The following is a 17,108-nucleotide window of genomic DNA, read 5'->3' on the forward strand; positions in this document are numbered from 1 at the left end:
AGCAGCCCGGCCGCCTAGCGGAAGTTACGTGCGAGGAGTCCCACCGTGCCGATTCCCGGAAACTGCCTCACCACCGCCATGGGCATTTTGCCCCACACCGACGTGGACCGGGCCCTGGAGGTCGCGCTGAGCCTGGACATCCCGTTTTGGCCCCAGTTGCCCCGGCTCTCCTACTACGAGGACATGTACGTCCAGGTGTCCGAGAACTTCCCCGGGGTGCGGATCGACGTGGAGAATCGGCGGATCGACTTTTCCACCGAGCGGTTCTACGAGGAGCTCCCCGCGTTCCTGGAACGGATGGACGACCCCGATCTCTACCGCCTGTCGGAACGGTACTCGGTGGTGTACCGCCGTTTCCTGGAGCTCGACCTGGCCGATCGCCCGGCGATCCGGGGGCAGATGGAGGGGCCGATCTCGTTCGGGTTCAGCGTGAAGGACGAATCCGACCGGCCGCTGATCTACGACGACGAGGTGCGGGGGCTTTTGATCGAGTTCCTCGCCCGGAAGGTGAACGTGATGGGCCAGGAGCTCCGGGCCAAGAACCCCAACGCGTTCATGTTCGTGGACGAGCCGGGGCTCGAGTTCCTGTTCTCGGCCCTGGCCGGGTACACCGACACCCAGGCCCGGCAGGATCTGGACACGTTCTTCTCGCTGATCGAGGGGCGCCGGGGCGTCCACCTGTGCGGAAACCCCGACTGGGATTTCCTGCTCAACACCCCCATGGACGTGTTGAGCTTCAACGCCTTCGGCAGCGGGGAGCGGTTCGTGAACTACGCCCCGAGCCTCCGGCGGTTCCTGGAGTCCGGGGGGGTGATCGGGTGGGGCATCGTGCCGGCCAACTACGACGAGTACCGGGCCACGGATCTGACCGCGCTCCTGGATCACCTGGAGCGGCTTTGGGACGCGCTGGAGCCCGCAGGCCTTACCCGGGAGGTGTTGCTGCCCCGGAGCCTCCTGCTCCCCGCCACCTGCGCCCTGGTGAACCCGGACAAGGAGGCTACCGTGGAGGCCTGCTACGAACTCCTGCGCGAACTCAGTTTCCGGGTCCGGGAGCGCTACGGGCTCCGGGAGGAGACCGAATGACGGCGCGGGGTGGGAACGTGTGGCGGCGAGGGATGCTGCTGTTCCTCGGCCTTATCCTCGGCGCGGCAGCGGCCGGGGCGGCCCCGTGCCCTCCGGGGCTCGAGGCGGCGGCCCGGGCCTACCGGGATGGGCTCAACGCCGAGCAGGAGGCGATCCGGACCTCGACGCCCGAAGCCCCGGCCGGCGTGGAGGAGACGGTTTTTTTCGAGCTGGGAGCCCACGCCTGCCACCGGGGGCCCGGGCAGGCGTACCGGGTGTACGGGCCGCCCGAGTGCGAGGAGGCCGCCGCCGGAGGCCGCGCCGCGGTGCGCTACCCGTACGAACTGTTCTTCCGCCGGGCGCTCACCCTGGAGGAACTCTTCCGCAAACCCTGGCAGCCGGGTTCCGACGGCATCCTCCGGGTGGAGTTCGAGCGGGAGGGCGACACCGACCGCTGGGTGCCGGTGGGCCGGCGCGAGGTGCTGGATTTGGGTGACAAGCTGGGACGTTAGGACGGTGGGACGTTAGGACGTTAGGACGTTCCGTCCGCACGTCCCAGCGTCCGCACGGTCTTCCGTCCGCACGTCCGCGCGTCCCAGCGTCCGCGCGGTCCTCCGTCCGCACGTGCTATCCCTCCTGCGGCTTGTGGCAGAAGTAGCACTTGAGATGGTCGGGCCGGACCTGGGCGTCGGGGCCCAGATGGTCCTCGGGCATGGCGGCCTCGGCCTCGGGGCCGTGGCAGCCCGGGCAGGCCGGGTAGTTCTTCCGGTCGGCGTGGGTGGCGTCGGCCGGAAGCCGGGGGGTCGAGACCGGCGGGGCCCGAAACAGCACGAACAGGATCCCCGCGCACACCAGGACGAACAAGAGATGAACGTAGCGCCGGTTCATGGCGTTTCCTTTCTCGTCACGGGTGGTCCAAACGCGCAGGAGCGCGCGCAAGGGGTTCCGATCCCCTCCGTCGGCCCCCCAGCCGTGCGGTACTGTGGCATTGGGGTTCCCCTCGAATCAAGGCGCAGCGCCCCCACGTTCGTCGGACTCTCGGATCACGTGGAATGCAACCGGTGGGTTCGAGCCTCCCAGCCTCCCAGCTTTCCAGCTTTCCAGCGTTCCAGCCTTCCCCGTCACAGCGGTGGCCGGTACCGGCGCATGGTGAGCGAGTTCGTCACCACCGACACGCTCGAAAACGCCATGGCCGCCCCGGCGATCACGGGGTTGAGGAGCCACCCGGTGAACGGGTAGAGCACCCCGGCCGCGATGGGGATCCCCACCGTGTTGTACACGAAGGCCCAGAAGAGATTCTGGCGGATCTTCCGCAGGGTGTAGCGCGAAAGATCCATGGCCCGCACCACGTCCCGCAGATCGTCGCGCACGAGCACCACGTCGGCCGACTCGATCGCGACATCGGTGCCGCTTCCGATCGCGATGCCCACATCGGCCTGGGCGAGCGCCGGGGCGTCGTTGATCCCGTCGCCCACCATGGCCACCACCCGCCCCTGGGCCTGCAGTTCCCGGACCCGGGCCGCCTTGTCGGCCGGCAGGACCTCGGCCAGCACCTCACCGATGCCCACCTGCCGGCCCACGGCCTCGGCCGTCCGCCGGTTGTCGCCGGTGAGGAGCACGGTGCGCACCCCGAGCCGCCGGAGCGCGGCCACGGCCTCGGCCGCGTGCTCCTTGGGCGTGTCGGCCACGGCCACGACCCCGAGCACCCGGCCGTCGGCGGCCACGAGGAGCGCCGTCTTCCCCTCGGCCTCCAGGGGGTCGAGAGCCCCGCCCGCGGCGCCCGGGTCCACGCCCTCGGTCTCCAGAAACCGCCGGGACCCGACCCGGATCTCCGTTCCCTCGACCCGCGCCCGGATGCCCCCGCCGGGGACTGCCTCGAACGATTCGGGTTCGGGCAGGGGGATGCCGCGGGCCTCGGCGGCGTCGAGGAGGGCCCGTGCCAGGGGGTGCTCCGAGCGGCGCTCGGCGGCGGCGGCGAGCCGGAGGATCTCCGCCTCGTCCCGGTCGGCCAGGGGCACCACGTCGGTCACCACGGGCTCCCCCCGGGTCAGGGTGCCCGTCTTGTCGAACACCACCGTGTCCACGTCGCCGGCCCGCTGGAGGGCCGCCGCGCCCTTGAAGAGGATGCCGAGCTCGGCTCCCTTCCCCGTGCCCACCATGACCGCGGTGGGCGTGGCGAGGCCCAGGGCGCACGGGCAGGCGATGATGAGCACCGCGATGAAGGCGCTCAGGGCCTGGCCCAGGTCGGCCCCGGCTGGGGTCATCCAGGCGTGGAACGCGAGCACCGCGATCGCCACCACCGCCGGCACGAACACCCGGGCCACCCGGTCGGCCAGGTTCTGGATGGGGGCCTTGGAGCCCTGGGCCTCCTCCACCAGGTGGATGATCTGGGCCAGGGCCGTCTCGCTTCCCACCCGGGTCGCCTCGAACAGGAACGTGCCGGTCTTGTTCACGGTGCCGCCGATCACGACGTCCCCGGGCTGTTTCTCCACCGGCATGGACTCACCGGTGAGCATGGACTCGTCCACGGCCGAGTGGCCCTCGATCACCCGGCCGTCGACCGGGATCTTCTCCCCGGGCCGCACCCTCACCCGGTCGCCCACCTCCACCTCTTCCACCGGGATCTCGATCTCGGCGCCATCGCGCACCACTCGGGCCGTTTTGGGCTGGAGCCCCATCAGCTTCTTGATGGCCTCGCTCGTTTTGCCTTTGGCCACGGCCTCGAGGGTTTTCCCGAGCAGGATGAAGGCGATGAGGAGCCCCGCGGTCTCGTAGTAGAGGTGTCCCCCGCCCCAGAGGGTTTGGTATAGGCTGTATAGATAGGCCGTGCCCGTGCCGATGGCCACCAGGCTGTCCATGTTGGGGGCGCCGTGCCACAGGGCCTTGCCGCCGTTCAGGTAGAAGTTCCAGCCCGCGATCACGATCGGGGTGCACAGGGCGAACTGGATCCAGCCGAGCGTGCGCTCGGGCCACGGCGGCACCGGCAGCCCCACCATGGGCCCCATGGCGAGGTAGAGAAGGGGCAGGGCGAAGGCCCAGGCCGCGGCCAGCCGAAGCTGGAAGGTACGCACCTCCCGGGCCCGCAGTTCGGCCTCGGCGTCTCGCCCCTCCGCGGGGGCGGCCGTGTACCCGAGGCGCGAGGCGGCCTCGATCATCCGGGACACCCGCACCCGTTTGGGGTCGTAGGCGACCCGGACGGTTCCGGTGGCGAGCACCACCCGGACCTCGTCCACGCCGTCGAGCCGCCGAAGCGCCGCCTCGAGCCGTTCCGCGTCGGCCGCCGTGGCGAGACCGGTCACGTGGAGTTCGGCCCGGCGCAGGGCCTCCTCCTCGCGCACGTCGTACCCGGCGGCCCGCACGGCGGCCACGAGGGCCTCCCGACTCGCGCGGGAGGGGTCGAACTCCACGTAGGCCTTCGACGCGGCGAAGTTCACGTTGGCCCGGGCTACCCCGGGGGTCTTCCCGAGGCTGCGTTCGATCGCCGCGGCACAGGCCGCGCAACTCATCCCGGTGAGGTCGAGGATCTCCTTGGCGAGGCCGGTGCCTACGGCCGCGGGTTCCGTGCTCGGCGGTTCCTCGGCGGCGGGGGCCTCCCGGCGGGCCCGAAACGCCGCGAGCACCCCCTCGGGGTCGGCGAGGAACTTCTCCCGGCACCGGGGGTTGCAGAAGTAGTACCGACGGCCGGCGTGGTCGGCGGTTCCCCCCTTCGGCGCCGCCTCGTCCACGGTCATGTCGCAGACGGGGTCCACGCTCTTCCCAGGTTCGTCCGCCGGAAGGCCCGGGGGCGGGCGAAGGTACGCGTCGGGGTCGGCGAGGAACTTTTCACGGCACCGCGGGTTACAGAAGTAGTACGTCGCGCCTTCGTGTTCGGCCGTTCCCCCGGGCGGGGCCTCGGGGTCGACCTCCATCCGGCACACGGGATCCACGGGACGTTCGGGCATCGTTTCTCCTCCGCGGGCTGAAACCGAATCATCCATCGGCTAGTCTAAGGGGTGGCGTCGGCTTCCTCCTTGGAAGCTCCCGTAGGCCGCGGAGCGCGGCCTGTTCGCAGAAACAATGATTTCCACCTCGGCCACACGGTGGGCCACCGCGGTCTGGACCACGGGACCGGAGACCGCCGACCGGGGACCGGCGACCGAAGTTGCTTGGATGCGGCCGACCGGGCCGGGGTTCCCTGCGATGCTGGGCGGCGGGGCGGCCGGGCAGCTAGTGAGGCGTTTCCGAAATCCCGTAGTTTTTCTAAGGGGTGGGGCTGGGGCCCCTCCTTCGCTGAACGGCCTCGCAGGGGCCGCCTCGGCGCGGTCCGCTGCGGCGCGTGAGGGCACGCGCCGCGGCCGCTTCCCTGGCGCCGGGCGGCCCGAGCTGCTCGGCCGTCGCGCTTCGTCGGACCCCCAGCCCCACCGCCGCAATGTGCATGTTTTTTTGTGAGACGGACCACTAGGCGAAGAAACCCGCTGGGGTTCCGGGGCCATTTGCCTGTGCCACCCTGGGGGAACGGTTTCCGGATACGAGGCCGCCACCGGCGGGGAGTGTACCATCCGGCAGCGATGGTGCCGAATCATCGCCCCGACAGACCCCATGCCAGCGACCCATCGGGGGGCTATCGTGTTCGAGAGAACGGACCGGTGCATGCGACGACGCTGGAAACGCAAGGATTCTCAGCCGCCCGGCCGCCTCGCCGCCCAGGCACTAAGCCCAACGAAAGTAAGGTCAGTTCCCCGTCGTTGCTGCGGCAACCCGCGGGTGGGGGGCTGGTGGAGAGCCGGGTGCGGCCCCTTACCTCGCCGCGCCCTCACCACGCTTGGATCACTTTGCAAGATCCGGAACGTCCGCCACCGTCGCCCCGGCCTGCCGAGCCGACAACGGCATGGAAAGGCGCGGCGATCGGGTGCCGCACTCGCGCCCGGCCGGAACCAGTCCCCCACCCGCCGCCGGCGATGCGTTTGAAGGTAATAACAAGGAGTTTGCCGCCGTGAGCCTCACCCCCGATCCGTCGCGGTATGTTTTCCGGGGGCTCCACCCGCGCCTCCACCTGGGCACGGCGAGCGACCGGTACGCCGGGTGGATCGGCCAGATCTATACGCCGGGCCGGTACGAGGGCCGGATCCAACGCCGCACGAAACGGCTGGCGGGCCAGCGCTTCACGGAAGAGGTGCTTCCGGTGGAAAGCGTGGCCGAGTACTTCGAGCACTTCGACCTGCTGGAGATCGATTACACGTTCTACGCCCCTCTCCTCGAGGTGGACGGCAGGCCGACCCCGACCCTGCGGGTGCTGCGGCGATACGCCGAGTTTGCCCCGGCGGGGGCGGGCTTCGTGCTCAAGGCTCCCCAGATGTTCTTCGCCCAGAAACTTCTCACGGGCGGGCGGTACGTTTCGAACGAATCGTACCTCGACGCCGAGGGGTTCCGGCGGAGGTTCTGGGAGCCGGCCGAGGGGCTCCTGGGACCGGCGCTCCGGGCCGTGGTGTTCGAGCAGGAGTACCAGCGAAGCCGCAACCGGGAGCCGCCCGAGCGCGTGGCCGAGGGGCTCGACCGGTTTTTCTCCGCGCTGCCGCCCACCGGGCGGTTCCACGTGGAGCTTCGCACCGAGGCGTACCTCTCGGCGCCGGTGTTGGAGGTGCTCGCCGCCCACGGGGTGGGCCAGGTGCTCTCCCACTGGACCTGGCTCCCGCCCCTGCGGGTCCAGTGGGCCCGGGGCGGGCGGCGGGTGCGAAGCGGTTCGGGGTGGCAGATCCTGCGGCTCATGACCCCCCGGGGCGTGCGCTACGAGGAGGCCTACGCCCGGGCGTTCCCCTTCGACCGCATGGTGGAGGGCATGATGACCCCGGGAATGGTGGAGGATGCGGTGCGGATTTCCCGGGAGGCGATCGAGCGGGGAGCCGAGGTGGGGGTGATCGTGAACAACCGCGCCGGGGGCAACGCCCCGGAGATCGCGCGGCGGATTGCGGAAGCCTGGCTCGCGGAAGGAGGAATCTGATGGGCGGATGGAAGGACCGGATGCTCGCCAAGGTGTTCACCCGGTTTCCCGGGCTCGCCGCCCGGTGGGCCCAAGGGCTCGAGAAGGACCCGGATCGGGTCCCCTGGACGCCGGCGAGGCGGCCGCTGGCCGAGGCCACCGTGGCCCTCGTCACGACCGGAGGCGTGCACCTTCGGGACCAGCCGCCGTTCGACATGGCCGACCCCGAGGGGGACCCGTCGTTCCGGGAGATCCCGGTGGATACCTCGCCCGAGGCGCTCACCATCACCCACGACTACTACGACCACACCGACGCGGAGAAGGACCTCAACCTGGTTCTCCCCGTGGAGCGGCTCCGGGAGGCGGTGGCCGCTGGCGCGGTGGGGGCGCTTCACCCGGTGGCGTATTCGTTCATGGGGCACATCGACGGGCCCCATGTGGAAACCCTGCGCCGGAAGACCGGACCCGAGGTGGCCGGGCGGCTCGCCCGCGCCGGGGTGGACTACGCGCTCCTCGTTCCCGCCTGAGGCATCTGCAACCGGTCCGTGGGACTGGTGGCGCGGGCGGTGGAGGCGGCCGGGGTGGCCACGGTGGCCCTTTCGATCGTGCGGCAGATCACGGAGAAGACGCCGCCGCCGCGGGCCCTGTTCCTCCGGTTCCCCTTCGGGCACGCCCTGGGGGAGCCGGGGAACCGAAACCAGCATCTGGAGATTCTCCGCCGGGCTTTCGAGGTGCTTTTTACGGCGCCGGGCCCCGGCACCCTCGTGGACGCGGGGCTTCGCTGGCGCCGCGAAACCTACCCCGAGCCGGACTGGGAGGCGTGGAGGCGGCTAGGCAGCTAGGCAGCTAGGCAGCTGGGCGGCTGGGCGGCTGGGCGGCTGGGCGGCGAGGCGGCGAGGCGGCGAGGCGGCGAGGCAGCGAGGCGGCATAGGGCCGGGAATCGTGAATCGATGTGGGCTGCTCACCTGAAGTTGTGGAGGTGGGGCGGTCCTCGCGACGGGCACGGCCGAGGGGGGCTCTACCCGCCCAGGAGGCGGGAACCCGCTCGGGCATCGAGGGGGGCTCCGGCCCCTCCGGTTTCCTCGCTTTTCGGCTTCAAGAGGTGTCCCCATGCACATCGTTTGGAGCGAGCGGTTTCTCGAGGAGTACACCGGGGACCCTGCGGCGCGGGCCGGCCGGCTCGAGCCGACCGTGGGGGCTTTGGAGGGCTTCGGGGAGTGGGTGGAGCCTTCGCCGGCCCCGGAGGAGGCCGTGCTCCGGTGCCACACGGCGGACCACCTGGACTGGGTGCGCCGGTGCGGGGTGTGGGAGATCGCGGCGCTCGCGGCGGGGGGCGCGATCGAGGCGGCGCGGCTGGCCCGGAAGGCGCCGGCCTTCGCCCTGGTGCGCCCCCCGGGCCACCACGCCTCGCGGCACCGGGCCTGGGGGTTTTGCTACCTCAACAACCTGGCCATCGCGCTCGCCGACCGCAGGGCCTCGGGGGATCTGGAACGGGCGCTCGTCCTGGACATCGATCTCCACTTCGGGGACGGCACCGTGAACATCCTGGGGAGCGAACCGTGGGTCGCGATCGGGAACCCGGAGGGGATGACCCGCGACGAGTTTCTGCGGCAGGTAGCAAACGCGCTCGCCGGCTTCGAGGGGGATTGGATCGCGGTGTCCGCCGGGTTCGACCGCCACGCCCGGGACTGGGGCGGGCTTCTGGAAACCGAGGACTACGGCGCCATCGGCCGGATGGTGGGCCTGCGGGCCCGGGCTCTCGGCGCGAGCTGCTTCGCGGTTTTGGAGGGCGGGTACAACCCGGCCGCCATGGCCGAGGCGGCGCGACGTTTCTGCGAGGGGATCGAGGCCGGCTGGGCCGGCCTCACACCGGCTCGCACACCGTGATCCGCTCGGGTTCGGCGAGCATGGGGGCGATGTTCGCCATGACCCGGTGGCGGGCCTCCGAGGCGGCCCACCGCTCCCAGGCCCCCCGGTCGGCCCAGGTGGAGACGATCACGAAGTGGTCGGGGTCGGCCACGTCCCGCAGGGTCTCCCCCGAGATGTAGCCCTCGTGGTGCACCGCGTGGGCCCGCATGTTCCGCACCGCCAGTTGGTACGCCTCCAGCATCGAAGGGTTCACCTTCCGCTCGATCAGCACCCGCACCATGGCCGCACCTCCTCGATGGCAGGGGTTGGGACACCGTGGCTACCCCAGCGAGGCTAGCGCGGGGCTCCCGCTTGTCAACCGGCGGTCGAGAGCGCGGCGAGAAGTTCCGGACCCACCACCTCCTGCTGCCAGGCCTTCAGGTTGGTCGCGAGCCATCCGGGGGCTTCCGCCGGGTCGAGGCGGGCCAGTTGCTCCAGGGTGGCGGAGTTGACGAGGAGCCCCGGGTCGAGCCCGAGACGCTTGGCGAGACGGGTCCGCGCCCGTTTGAGCCGTTTGAGTCGGGCCTCCTCGCGTTCCGTGAGCGGGACGTAGGCCGTGGTTCCCCGCCGGGGCCATGCCTCGGGGGGCAGGGCCAGGGCCTCTTCCACCGCAGCCACCACGTCGTCGGCGAGGCGCGCCAGAAGCGCCTTTCCCACGCCTTCGGTCTGGAGGACGGCCCCCCGGGACCGGGGCGGCCGGCCGGCCCATTCGATGAGCGTCCGGTTCGAGAGCACCTTGAAGGCGGGCCGGTCCCACTCCCGGGCGTAGCGGTCCCGAACCTCCAGGAGCCGTTGGAGCACCGCGAGCTCCCTCGGGGCCAGGCCGTGGGCCCCCTTCACCTTCCACACCGAGGGCCCGCGGTCCCCGGCGGGTTCGGCCGCCTCGAGCCGCCGACACTCCTCCTCGACCCAGGCGAGGCGACCGAGGGTTTGCAGTTCCGCGGCCAAACGGTCGCGCAGGGGCAGAAGGTACGCCGTGTCGAGGGCCGCGTAGGCGAGGAGTTCCCGCGCCAGCGGCCGGGCCGACCAGTCGGCCCGCTGGTACTTCTTTTCGAGCCGGACCCCGAAGAACTCCTCCAGGAGCGCCGCCAGGCCGAACCGGGCCCGGCCCGTGAACTGGGCTGCGATCATGGTGTCGAACACGTTTCGGACCGATACCCCCCGGTCCTTCTTGAGGAGCCGGATGTCATAATCCGCCCCGTGGGCCACCTTTTCCACACCGGGATCCTCGAGGACCCGGGCGAGCGCCGGAAACCAGCCGTCGTCGGTGAGGGGGTCGAGGATCCAGTTTCCCCGTTCGGTGGAAGCCTGCACCAAGCAAACCTTTTCGCGGTAGCTGTGGAGGCTGTCGGCCTCGAGGTCCACGGCGAGGCGCGAGGCCGTGGCCAATTGGGCCAGCGCCTCGCGCGCCGCCGCGCCGTCGGCCGCGTAGACGAAGTTCGTTCGGTTCGACACGGAGATCTCCCTTCGGGGCGGAGAGGGTCTCATGGCGTTTCCCGGGCGCATTTTTGCATCCCAAGGTCCCCCTTGCCAACGCGGGGGCGCGGACTTAGGTTCCGCCGCGAACGGAACCCCAGTCGGAACTCCCCGAACCAAAAGGGGGAAAGGAGGTGGACCATGGCGGTTTGGGATCCTTTCCGGGAATTGGAGCGGTTGCGACAGGAGATGGACCGGATCTTCGAGGGGGTGCTGCCCACCCAGGGATGGACCCTGGAGTTCATGCCGGGGGTGGCGGCCCGGCGGTACCCCCGGGTCAACGTGGCCGAGCAGGACGACCACTTCATCGTGGAGGCCCTGGCCCCGGGGGTCGATCCGGCAAGCCTCGACGTCACGGTCAAAGACAACGTGGTGACGATCTCGGGCGAGAAACCGGCGCCCGAGGGGGTGAAGCCCGAGGCGTTCCACCGGAACGAGCGGGCGGCCGGCCGGTTCACCCGCAGCGTGGAACTGCCGGCCGAGGTGGACCCCAACAACGTGAAGGCCGTATACGCGGACGGGATCCTGCAGGTGGTGCTGCCCAAGGCAGAGGAGGCGCGTCCGCGGAAGATCGCGATCGAGGTGGGCTAACAAACCGATGTTTCGGAGGAGGTGAGCCATGAACGCGGTGGAGAGGACGGTTCCCGGGACCGCGCCCGCGACGGCGGCCACCCAGGAGGTGACCCGGCAACCCCAGCGGTACGCGGTGCCCTTGGTGGACATCTACGAGGAAGACGACAAGCTGGTGGTGTTGGCGGATCTGCCCGGCGTGAAGAAGGATGGGCTCACGATCCAGGTGGAGCAGGGGATCCTCACGATCGACGGCCGGGTGGAGCGCGACACCCCGGGCCGGGTGCTCGTGCGGGAGTTCACCCTGACCCCGTTCTTCCGCCAGTTCCGGATCACCGAGGCCATCGATACCGACCGGATCCGGGCGAGCCTCAAAAACGGGGTGCTCCGGCTCGAGTTGCCCAAGGCCGAGGAGGCGAAGCCCCGGAAGATTCCGGTTGAGACCTGAGCCTCGTGCGAGCGAACGAACGGCGGGGAGACTCCCATCGGGGTCTCCCCGCCGTTCGTTTCGGGACCGGGAACCGGTGCCCCGGGCGCCACTGGCCAAGGCCGAGCACCCTGGTAAGATTCCGGATTTCGAGTTCGGACCCCACTGGAGCGAGAGGGGTGTGCCATGGACGCCAGACTGCGGGAAGGCATCACCCGGTTCGAGCAGGGCCGGTACCTGGAGGCCCAGCGCATTTTTGAGGAGCTGCGCCACGAGACCGAGGGCTCCGACCGGGAGTTCTACCAAGGGTGGGCCCTCCTGGCCGCTGCTCTGTTCCATCGGGATCGAGGGAACCGTACCGGGGCCCAACGCTGCTTCGATCGGGCCCGCGCCCACTGGTCGGCCGTGGGTCAAGAATACGGCGGGCTCCGGTTGGATGAACTCCTGCGTGGGGTCGAGGAGGCCCTGGGCCGGGACTGGGCCCAGGTGCGGTTCGACCCCGACCGGACCGGCCTGGCCGAGTTGGATCGCCGCCTGGGACGGCGCGGCGTGGGCCCCGGCGCGCCGACACGGTAGAGACATTCTCAGATCGCGGGCGCTGCTACGGGAACGGGGGGCCGGCGGAGGGCCGGGTGCGGCCCATGACCTTGCCACGCCTCACCGGGCTCGGACCGCTTGGGAAGCCCTGGTAGGCGGCGGGGCGACCTGCCCGCAAGACGAGCAGGTTTTCGGTTTCGATCACACGGGGGGCCGCCGCGGCGTGGACCACGGGACCGGAGATCGTGCCAGGTGCCAGAAGACAGACGACAGAGGACAGGGGTGCTCAGACCTCTGACCTCTGAATTCCGGTCTCCGATACGGCAGGCGCGATGACGCCGGAATCCCGAATGCTCTTAGCCGCCTAGCCGCCGGTCCCCCCAGCCGCATAGCGGAAGTTACTGAGAAGCTCCCCAGGGCCCCGGCGGGGCCCCACTGCGCACGACAGTAACGTCCGAGTCAGGGCCTCGGTGTGGGAGCGCCTTCCAAGGCGCGATCCGGGCCGAAGGCCCGAAAGAAAGGGCGCCGCGGCTTGGAAGCCGCTCCCACAGGTTGGAACAGCCGATGACGCTGGAATCGCAAAGTATTTTCGCGCCCTAGCCTCCTAGCCTCCCAGCGTCCCAGCCGAAGTTACTTGGAAGCTCCCGTAGGCCGCGCGGCGCGCGGCCTGTTTGCAGAAACAATAACTTCCGCCTCGGCCACACGGTGCGCCGGGGCCGTCTGGACCACGGGACCGACGACCGCGAGACCGCCGACCGTGGACCGAAGTTACTTGGAAGCCCGTTTCTTCCCGCCTCGGGGGGATGATATCCTGGGTTCGCCGGCTCTCGCGTTTCTCCCCTCCCCGAGGTCATGCGCATCCGAGTTCCCCTCTTTTGGAAGCTCCTCGCCTGGTTCCTGGCCCTGAGTCTGCCTCCGCTCCTGTGGTTCGGCCTCGACGCGGCCCGCCGGGTCGAAGAGGTCGGCCGCGAGGCGGTGGAGCGCTCGAGCGAGGCCCTGGACGAGCGGGCCCGGGAGGCCCTGGAGCTCCAGGCCCAACTGGTGGCCGACCGGATCGCGGCGTTTCTCGAGGAGAGGGTGGCCGACCTTCGGGTCCTGGCGGCGACGCCCAAGGATCCTGACGCGTTCGGCGCCCTGGCGCGAAGCCGGACGGGGGTGCTGTGGCGCCGGGTACGCCGACCCGAAGGCACCGTGGGGGAGGTGCGGGAGGCCGTGCCGCTCTACGCCGAGGTGGCCTGGGTCGGGCCCGACGGGCGTGAGCGGTTCCGATTCGACCACGGCGCGCCGGTGTCGCCCGGAGGGCTCCGGGACGTGAGCCGGCCCGGGGGCACCACCTTCGGGGTGGAGGGCTACTTCCGGGCCTGCCTCGAGCTGCCGCCGGGGGAGCCCTGGGTCGGGCATGTGGTGGGCCGGCACGTGTCCCGGCCGGAGCAGCTCGCGGGCGCCCGGACCGTGGAGGACGCCGCGGGGGGCGCCGAGTACCGCGGCATCGTCCGGTTCGCCCTGGCGGTGCGCGGGTCCGGTGGGGAACCCGAAGGGGTGGTCGCCCTGGCCCTCGATCACCGCCACCTCATGGAGTTCACCCAGCACCTCCTGCCCCTCAGCCGGCGCCAGACCGTATTCCCTTCGTACCTCTCCGGAAACTACGCCTTCCTGTTCGACGACGAGGGCTGGATCATCGCCCATCCCAAGCTCTGGGACATCCGGGGCCTGGGACCCGACGGCCGGTGGGTACCCCCGTACACCGAAAACTCGAGCCCCGAGGACGTGGAGGCCGGCCGGATCCCCTTCAACCTGGACCGGGCCGCCTTCGTGCACCCCAACTACCCTCTGGTGGCGCGGGAGGTGCGGGCGGGGCGAAGCGGGGTCACCCGCACCTACAACGTGGCCGGGGTGGACAAGGTGATGGCGTACGCCCCGGTGCGGTTCGCCTACGGCCCGTACCGAAAACATGGCGTGTTCGGGGGAGTGACCATCGGCGCGCGCACCGAGGCGTTCCACGAGGCGGCCACCCAGACGGCCCACGCCATCGGGGAGGCGTCGGCCGAGACGCTCCGCACCGGGCTCGTGTTGGCCTGGGTCCTGGGGGTGGCCATCCTTTCCGCCTCGTTCGTTCTTTCGACCCACGTCTCCCGCCCCGTCCAGACCATGGCTCGGATGGCCCGCCGGATCGCGCGGGGCGACCTGGGGGCCCGGGTGAAGGTGCGTACCCGGGACGAATTGGCGGATCTGGCCGCGGACCTGAACCGCATGGCGGGCTTGCTCGAGGAGAAGAACCGCTCCCTGGAGCAGAGCCTGGAGGATCTCCGGGCGAGCCGGGACGAGGCCCGGGAGAGCGCCGCCCGGCTCGAGGAGCAGCTTCGTATCCTGGGTCAGATCCAATCGATCAGCGAGTTCCTGGGAACCACCTTCGACCGGGACGCGGCGCTCCGGGTGATCCTCGACGCCGCGACCTCCGGGCTGGGGGTGGACCGGGCCGTGTTGTACCTCGTGGAGCCGCCGGGGGGCGATACCCTCCGGGCCGTGGCTGTGGCGGGATTCGACCCGGTGGACGAGTTGCGAATCCGTCAGCGGCCGTTTTCGCTTCGTTCCCACGACTGCGTGGCGACCCGGGTCGTCCGGTCGGGGTGGCCGAAGCGGGTCGGGTCCCTCTCGGACCCGGAGCTCACGCCCCTCGACCTCAGGATCGCCCAGGCCGCCGGGACGAGCTCGTTCGTGTATGTGCCCATGAAGATCCGGGACCGGGTGGTCGGGGTCGTGGGGGTCGACAATGCGCTCACGAACCGCCCGGTGCCCGGCCACCTGGACGGGCCGCTCCAGATCCTGGCGGGACAGGCGGCCCGGGCCGTGGAGCGCTCGAGGCTCTTCGAGGAGGTCCGGGAGGCCCGGCGGTTCGTCGAGACCGTGCTCGACAGCCTGGCAAGCGGGGTCATCACCCTCGACCCCCGGGGCCGGGTACTTTCGCTCAACGCCTACGCGCAGGCGTTCCTCTGCGCCTCGGCTGCCGGCACGGGGGAGCCCGTGGAACGCCTCGGCCTCACCCAGGCCGAGGTGGAGTGGATCAAGGGGCTGGTGCGGGGGGAGCCCTTAGAACCCCGAGAGTTCTCCCGCGAGGGGCCGGACGGTCTGCGGGAGTTCGTGTGGGTGCCGAGCCGGTTGCCGTCGGCCGGGGCTCCTGGGGGGCTCATCCTGCAGTTTCGGGATGTGACCCAGGAGCGGGCGATCCGCCGGAGCCTGGAGCGGATGGACCGGCTGGCCTCCCTGGGCCGCATGGCGGCCGGGGTGGCCCACGAGGTACGAAACCCCCTGACGGGGGTGGCGCTTTTGCTCGACGACCTCCACGACCGCACCGGCGACCCGGCCGATCGGGAAGCCCTGCGCAGGGCCATGGGGGAGATCGAGCGGCTTGAGGGGATCGTGCAGGAACTCCTCGACTACGCACGGGTCGAGGCGCCCCGGCGGGGGAGGTGTTCCGTTTCCTCTGTGGTGCGCTCCACGCTGTTTTTGGTGGAAAAGGAGGCCGGGCGTCGGGGCGTTCGGGTCGAGCACCGGTTCCGGGCCGAGGGAGAGTGCTGGGCCGACCCGGACAAGATGAAGCAGGTCGTCCTGAATTTGTGCCTGAACGCCATCCAGTCCATGGAGGAGGGGGGGATCCTGCGCCTGGAGGTCGGCGAGGACGGGGGCGGGGCGGTGCTCCTCGTGTCCGACACCGGCCACGGGATCCCCGAGGACGTGAGGGACCGGATCTTCGAGCCGTTCTTCAGCCTCCGCCCCGGCGGCACCGGGCTCGGATTGTCCATCGCCTACTCCGTGGTCGAGGAGCACGGCGGCCGGATCGAGGTCGCGAGCGAGGAGGGGAAGGGCACCACGTTTACACTTTGGATCCCGATGGAGCCGGAGGAGTAGCCGGCGCACCCGGACTCCCAGGGACCGGAGGTGGCGGAATTCGGCCACCTCCGGCCGCCGACGGCCGCATGGAGCCGAGGATCAGGGGGAGAAGAACGCCGTTTTCTGCGCGTTGGGAGGAGGTACGGGCCTGGCACGGAGTTTGAAAGGAGGCGCAACGGGAGGTCTTGACCGGCGGACGGAACCGGCTAGATTGGTGCAGTCAACCGTTTTTTCACCCCAACGAAAAAGGAGGAACGACCATGCGAACTCGCCGATGGATGTGGCTTGCCCTCGGGACGGCGGCGCTTCTCGCCCTTTCCCCCGCCGCGCTGGCGAAGGTGCGGCTCGCGTTTTCCGGGGGGCCGGAGGGGGGCACCTTCCAGTACTTCTCGAACGGCATCGCCAACTACCTGTCGAAGAAGATTCCGGACCTTGAGGTGTCGAACATGGCCTCGGCGGGGTCCCTGGAGAACCTGCGCCGGGTGAATTCCGGCGAAGCCGATTTTGGGATCGTGTACTCGGGCGACACCTACCTGGGCCGCAACGGCCGCCTGACGAAAGACCCGAAGAAGTACACCAACGTGTGGGCCATGGCCTATCTCTACGGCGCCCCGGCCCACCTGATCGTCAAGGCCGATAGCGGCATCAACAAAGTCGAAGATCTCGTGGGTAAGCGGGTCGCCGTGGGGGGCGCGGGTTCCGGCGCCGCCGGTGCGGCTCAGCGGTATTTCACGGCCCTGGGCCTGTGGGACAAGATGAAGGTGGAGTTTATCGGGTACAGCAAGGCCGCGTCGGCCCTGGGCGACAACCTGATCGACGCGATGTGGGTGTTCGCGGGTTATCCGAACGCCTCGGTGATCCAGGCGGCGGCCAGCAACAAGATTAAGCTCCTGAACGTGGTGGAGGCCGGAAAGAAAGCCGGGTTCTTCGAGCAATACCCCTTTTACACCGAGCTCGTGATCCCCGCCGGCACCTACAGCGGGGTGGACTACGACGTGCCGTCGTTCCAGGATTCGGCCCTGTGGGTGGCCGGCGCCCACGTGAAGGACGAGTACGTGTACAACGCGCTGAAGGAGATCTTCTCCAAGGAGGGCCTGGCCTACATGGTGAAGGTCAAGAGCACCGCCAAGGCAATGTCGGTGGAGGACGGCCTCAAGGGGATCGTGACCCCGATCCATCCCGGCGCCGAAAAGTTCTGGCGGGAGAAGGGGTTGACCATCAAGCCGGAGCACACCGCCCGCTAGGGGGCGGACCCGGTCGCAACTGCTGCGAGAAGCGGGGCCC

Annotated in this window: 14 protein-coding genes; 10 read left to right on the plus strand and 4 right to left on the minus strand. The window is 70.2% G+C overall.

Annotation, left to right across the window (positions count from 1 at the left end):
- Positions 1-45 precede the first annotated feature (45 nt).
- Together ACY0I8_RS01165 and ACY0I8_RS01170 are read left to right on the plus strand one after the other, a co-directional pair.
- On the plus strand, positions 46-1,083 hold the full coding sequence (locus ACY0I8_RS01165) for a uroporphyrinogen decarboxylase/cobalamine-independent methonine synthase family protein (protein ID WP_461393235.1): 1,038 nt from the start codon (positions 46-48) through the stop codon (positions 1,081-1,083).
- Positions 1,080-1,574 carry a hypothetical protein gene (locus tag ACY0I8_RS01170; protein ID WP_461393236.1) on the plus strand — a complete coding sequence of 165 codons (495 nt, stop codon included), beginning with the start codon at positions 1,080-1,082 and terminating at the stop codon, positions 1,572-1,574. Before ACY0I8_RS01165 ends, ACY0I8_RS01170 begins: the two co-directional genes overlap by 4 nt.
- Before the next feature lie 115 nt (positions 1,575-1,689).
- Here ACY0I8_RS01170 and ACY0I8_RS01175 read toward each other — a convergent pair whose 3' ends face one another.
- A complete protein-coding gene (locus ACY0I8_RS01175) occupies positions 1,690-1,950 on the minus strand; it encodes a hypothetical protein (protein ID WP_461393237.1) in 261 nt (86 codons plus the stop codon).
- Between the two features lie 233 nt (positions 1,951-2,183).
- On the minus strand, positions 2,184-5,003 hold the full coding sequence (locus tag ACY0I8_RS01180; protein ID WP_461393238.1) for a heavy metal translocating P-type ATPase: 2,820 nt from the start codon (positions 5,001-5,003) through the stop codon (positions 2,184-2,186).
- Positions 5,004-6,034: 1,031 nt separating this feature from the next.
- On the opposite strand from ACY0I8_RS01180, the gene ACY0I8_RS01185 reads away from it, so the two are divergent.
- The 3 genes from ACY0I8_RS01185 (at position 6,035) to ACY0I8_RS01195 (ending at position 8,905) form a co-directional block, all read left to right on the plus strand.
- Positions 6,035-7,039, plus strand: a complete 1,005-nt coding sequence (locus ACY0I8_RS01185) for a DUF72 domain-containing protein (protein ID WP_461393239.1) — start codon at positions 6,035-6,037, stop codon at positions 7,037-7,039.
- A complete protein-coding gene (locus ACY0I8_RS01190; protein ID WP_461393240.1) occupies positions 7,039-7,860 on the plus strand; it encodes a glycine/sarcosine/betaine reductase selenoprotein B family protein in 822 nt (273 codons plus the stop codon). The genes ACY0I8_RS01185 and ACY0I8_RS01190 overlap by 1 nt, the downstream gene beginning before the upstream one ends.
- Positions 7,861-8,128: 268 nt before the next feature.
- Positions 8,129-8,905, plus strand: a complete 777-nt coding sequence (locus tag ACY0I8_RS01195) for a histone deacetylase family protein (protein ID WP_461393241.1) — start codon at positions 8,129-8,131, stop codon at positions 8,903-8,905.
- On the opposite strand, the gene ACY0I8_RS01200 is transcribed toward ACY0I8_RS01195, so the two are convergent.
- Together ACY0I8_RS01200 and ACY0I8_RS01205 are read right to left on the minus strand one after the other, a co-directional pair.
- On the minus strand, positions 8,883-9,167 hold the full coding sequence (locus ACY0I8_RS01200; RefSeq protein ID WP_459941325.1) for an antibiotic biosynthesis monooxygenase family protein: 285 nt from the start codon (positions 9,165-9,167) through the stop codon (positions 8,883-8,885). The genes ACY0I8_RS01195 and ACY0I8_RS01200 overlap by 23 nt on opposite strands.
- A gap of 74 nt (positions 9,168-9,241) precedes the next feature.
- Complete coding sequence (locus tag ACY0I8_RS01205) at positions 9,242-10,381, minus strand: ribonuclease D (RefSeq protein WP_461393242.1); 1,140 nt, start codon at positions 10,379-10,381, stop codon at positions 9,242-9,244.
- A 162-nt stretch (positions 10,382-10,543) separates the two neighbouring features.
- Between ACY0I8_RS01205 and ACY0I8_RS01210 the strand changes: the two genes are divergently transcribed.
- The 5 genes from ACY0I8_RS01210 to ACY0I8_RS01230 all read left to right on the plus strand — a co-directional run bounded on the left by ACY0I8_RS01210 (position 10,544) and on the right by ACY0I8_RS01230 (position 17,068).
- Entirely contained in the window at positions 10,544-10,993 is a 450-nt protein-coding gene (locus tag ACY0I8_RS01210; RefSeq protein WP_461393243.1) for an Hsp20/alpha crystallin family protein, read from the plus strand.
- Positions 10,994-11,021: 28 nt separating this feature from the next.
- The gene (locus ACY0I8_RS01215) at positions 11,022-11,420 is read left to right on the plus strand and encodes an Hsp20/alpha crystallin family protein (RefSeq protein WP_461393244.1); all 399 of its coding nucleotides are present in this window, start codon (positions 11,022-11,024) and stop codon (positions 11,418-11,420) included.
- Between the two features lie 165 nt (positions 11,421-11,585).
- The gene (locus ACY0I8_RS01220; RefSeq protein WP_461393245.1) at positions 11,586-11,975 is read left to right on the plus strand and encodes a DUF309 domain-containing protein; all 390 of its coding nucleotides are present in this window, start codon (positions 11,586-11,588) and stop codon (positions 11,973-11,975) included.
- Between the two features lie 813 nt (positions 11,976-12,788).
- The gene (locus ACY0I8_RS01225) at positions 12,789-15,842 is read left to right on the plus strand and encodes an ATP-binding protein (protein ID WP_461393246.1); all 3,054 of its coding nucleotides are present in this window, start codon (positions 12,789-12,791) and stop codon (positions 15,840-15,842) included.
- A gap of 242 nt (positions 15,843-16,084) precedes the next feature.
- A complete protein-coding gene (locus ACY0I8_RS01230; RefSeq protein WP_461393247.1) occupies positions 16,085-17,068 on the plus strand; it encodes a TAXI family TRAP transporter solute-binding subunit in 984 nt (327 codons plus the stop codon).
- Positions 17,069-17,108 lie beyond the last annotated feature (40 nt).

The sequence above is a fragment of the Deferrisoma sp. genome, assembly GCF_054681715.1.

What these genes read in the sequence shown, in the direction of transcription:
- ACY0I8_RS01180 (WP_461393238.1), bottom strand. Translation starts at nt 5,003, where the DNA reads ATGCCCGAACGTCCCGTGGATCCCGTGTGCCGGATGGAGGTCGACCCC.
- ACY0I8_RS01175 (WP_461393237.1), bottom strand. Translation starts at nt 1,950, where the DNA reads ATGAACCGGCGCTACGTTCATCTCTTGTTCGTCCTGGTGTGCGCGGGG.
- ACY0I8_RS01170 (WP_461393236.1), top strand. Translation starts at nt 1,080, where the DNA reads ATGACGGCGCGGGGTGGGAACGTGTGGCGGCGAGGGATGCTGCTGTTC.
- ACY0I8_RS01195 (WP_461393241.1), top strand. Translation starts at nt 8,129, where the DNA reads ATGCACATCGTTTGGAGCGAGCGGTTTCTCGAGGAGTACACCGGGGAC.
- ACY0I8_RS01225 (WP_461393246.1), top strand. Translation starts at nt 12,789, where the DNA reads ATGCGCATCCGAGTTCCCCTCTTTTGGAAGCTCCTCGCCTGGTTCCTG.
- ACY0I8_RS01200 (WP_459941325.1), bottom strand. Translation starts at nt 9,167, where the DNA reads ATGGTGCGGGTGCTGATCGAGCGGAAGGTGAACCCTTCGATGCTGGAG.
- ACY0I8_RS01220 (WP_461393245.1), top strand. Translation starts at nt 11,586, where the DNA reads ATGGACGCCAGACTGCGGGAAGGCATCACCCGGTTCGAGCAGGGCCGG.
- ACY0I8_RS01210 (WP_461393243.1), top strand. Translation starts at nt 10,544, where the DNA reads ATGGCGGTTTGGGATCCTTTCCGGGAATTGGAGCGGTTGCGACAGGAG.
- ACY0I8_RS01230 (WP_461393247.1), top strand. Translation starts at nt 16,085, where the DNA reads ATGCGAACTCGCCGATGGATGTGGCTTGCCCTCGGGACGGCGGCGCTT.
- ACY0I8_RS01215 (WP_461393244.1), top strand. Translation starts at nt 11,022, where the DNA reads ATGAACGCGGTGGAGAGGACGGTTCCCGGGACCGCGCCCGCGACGGCG.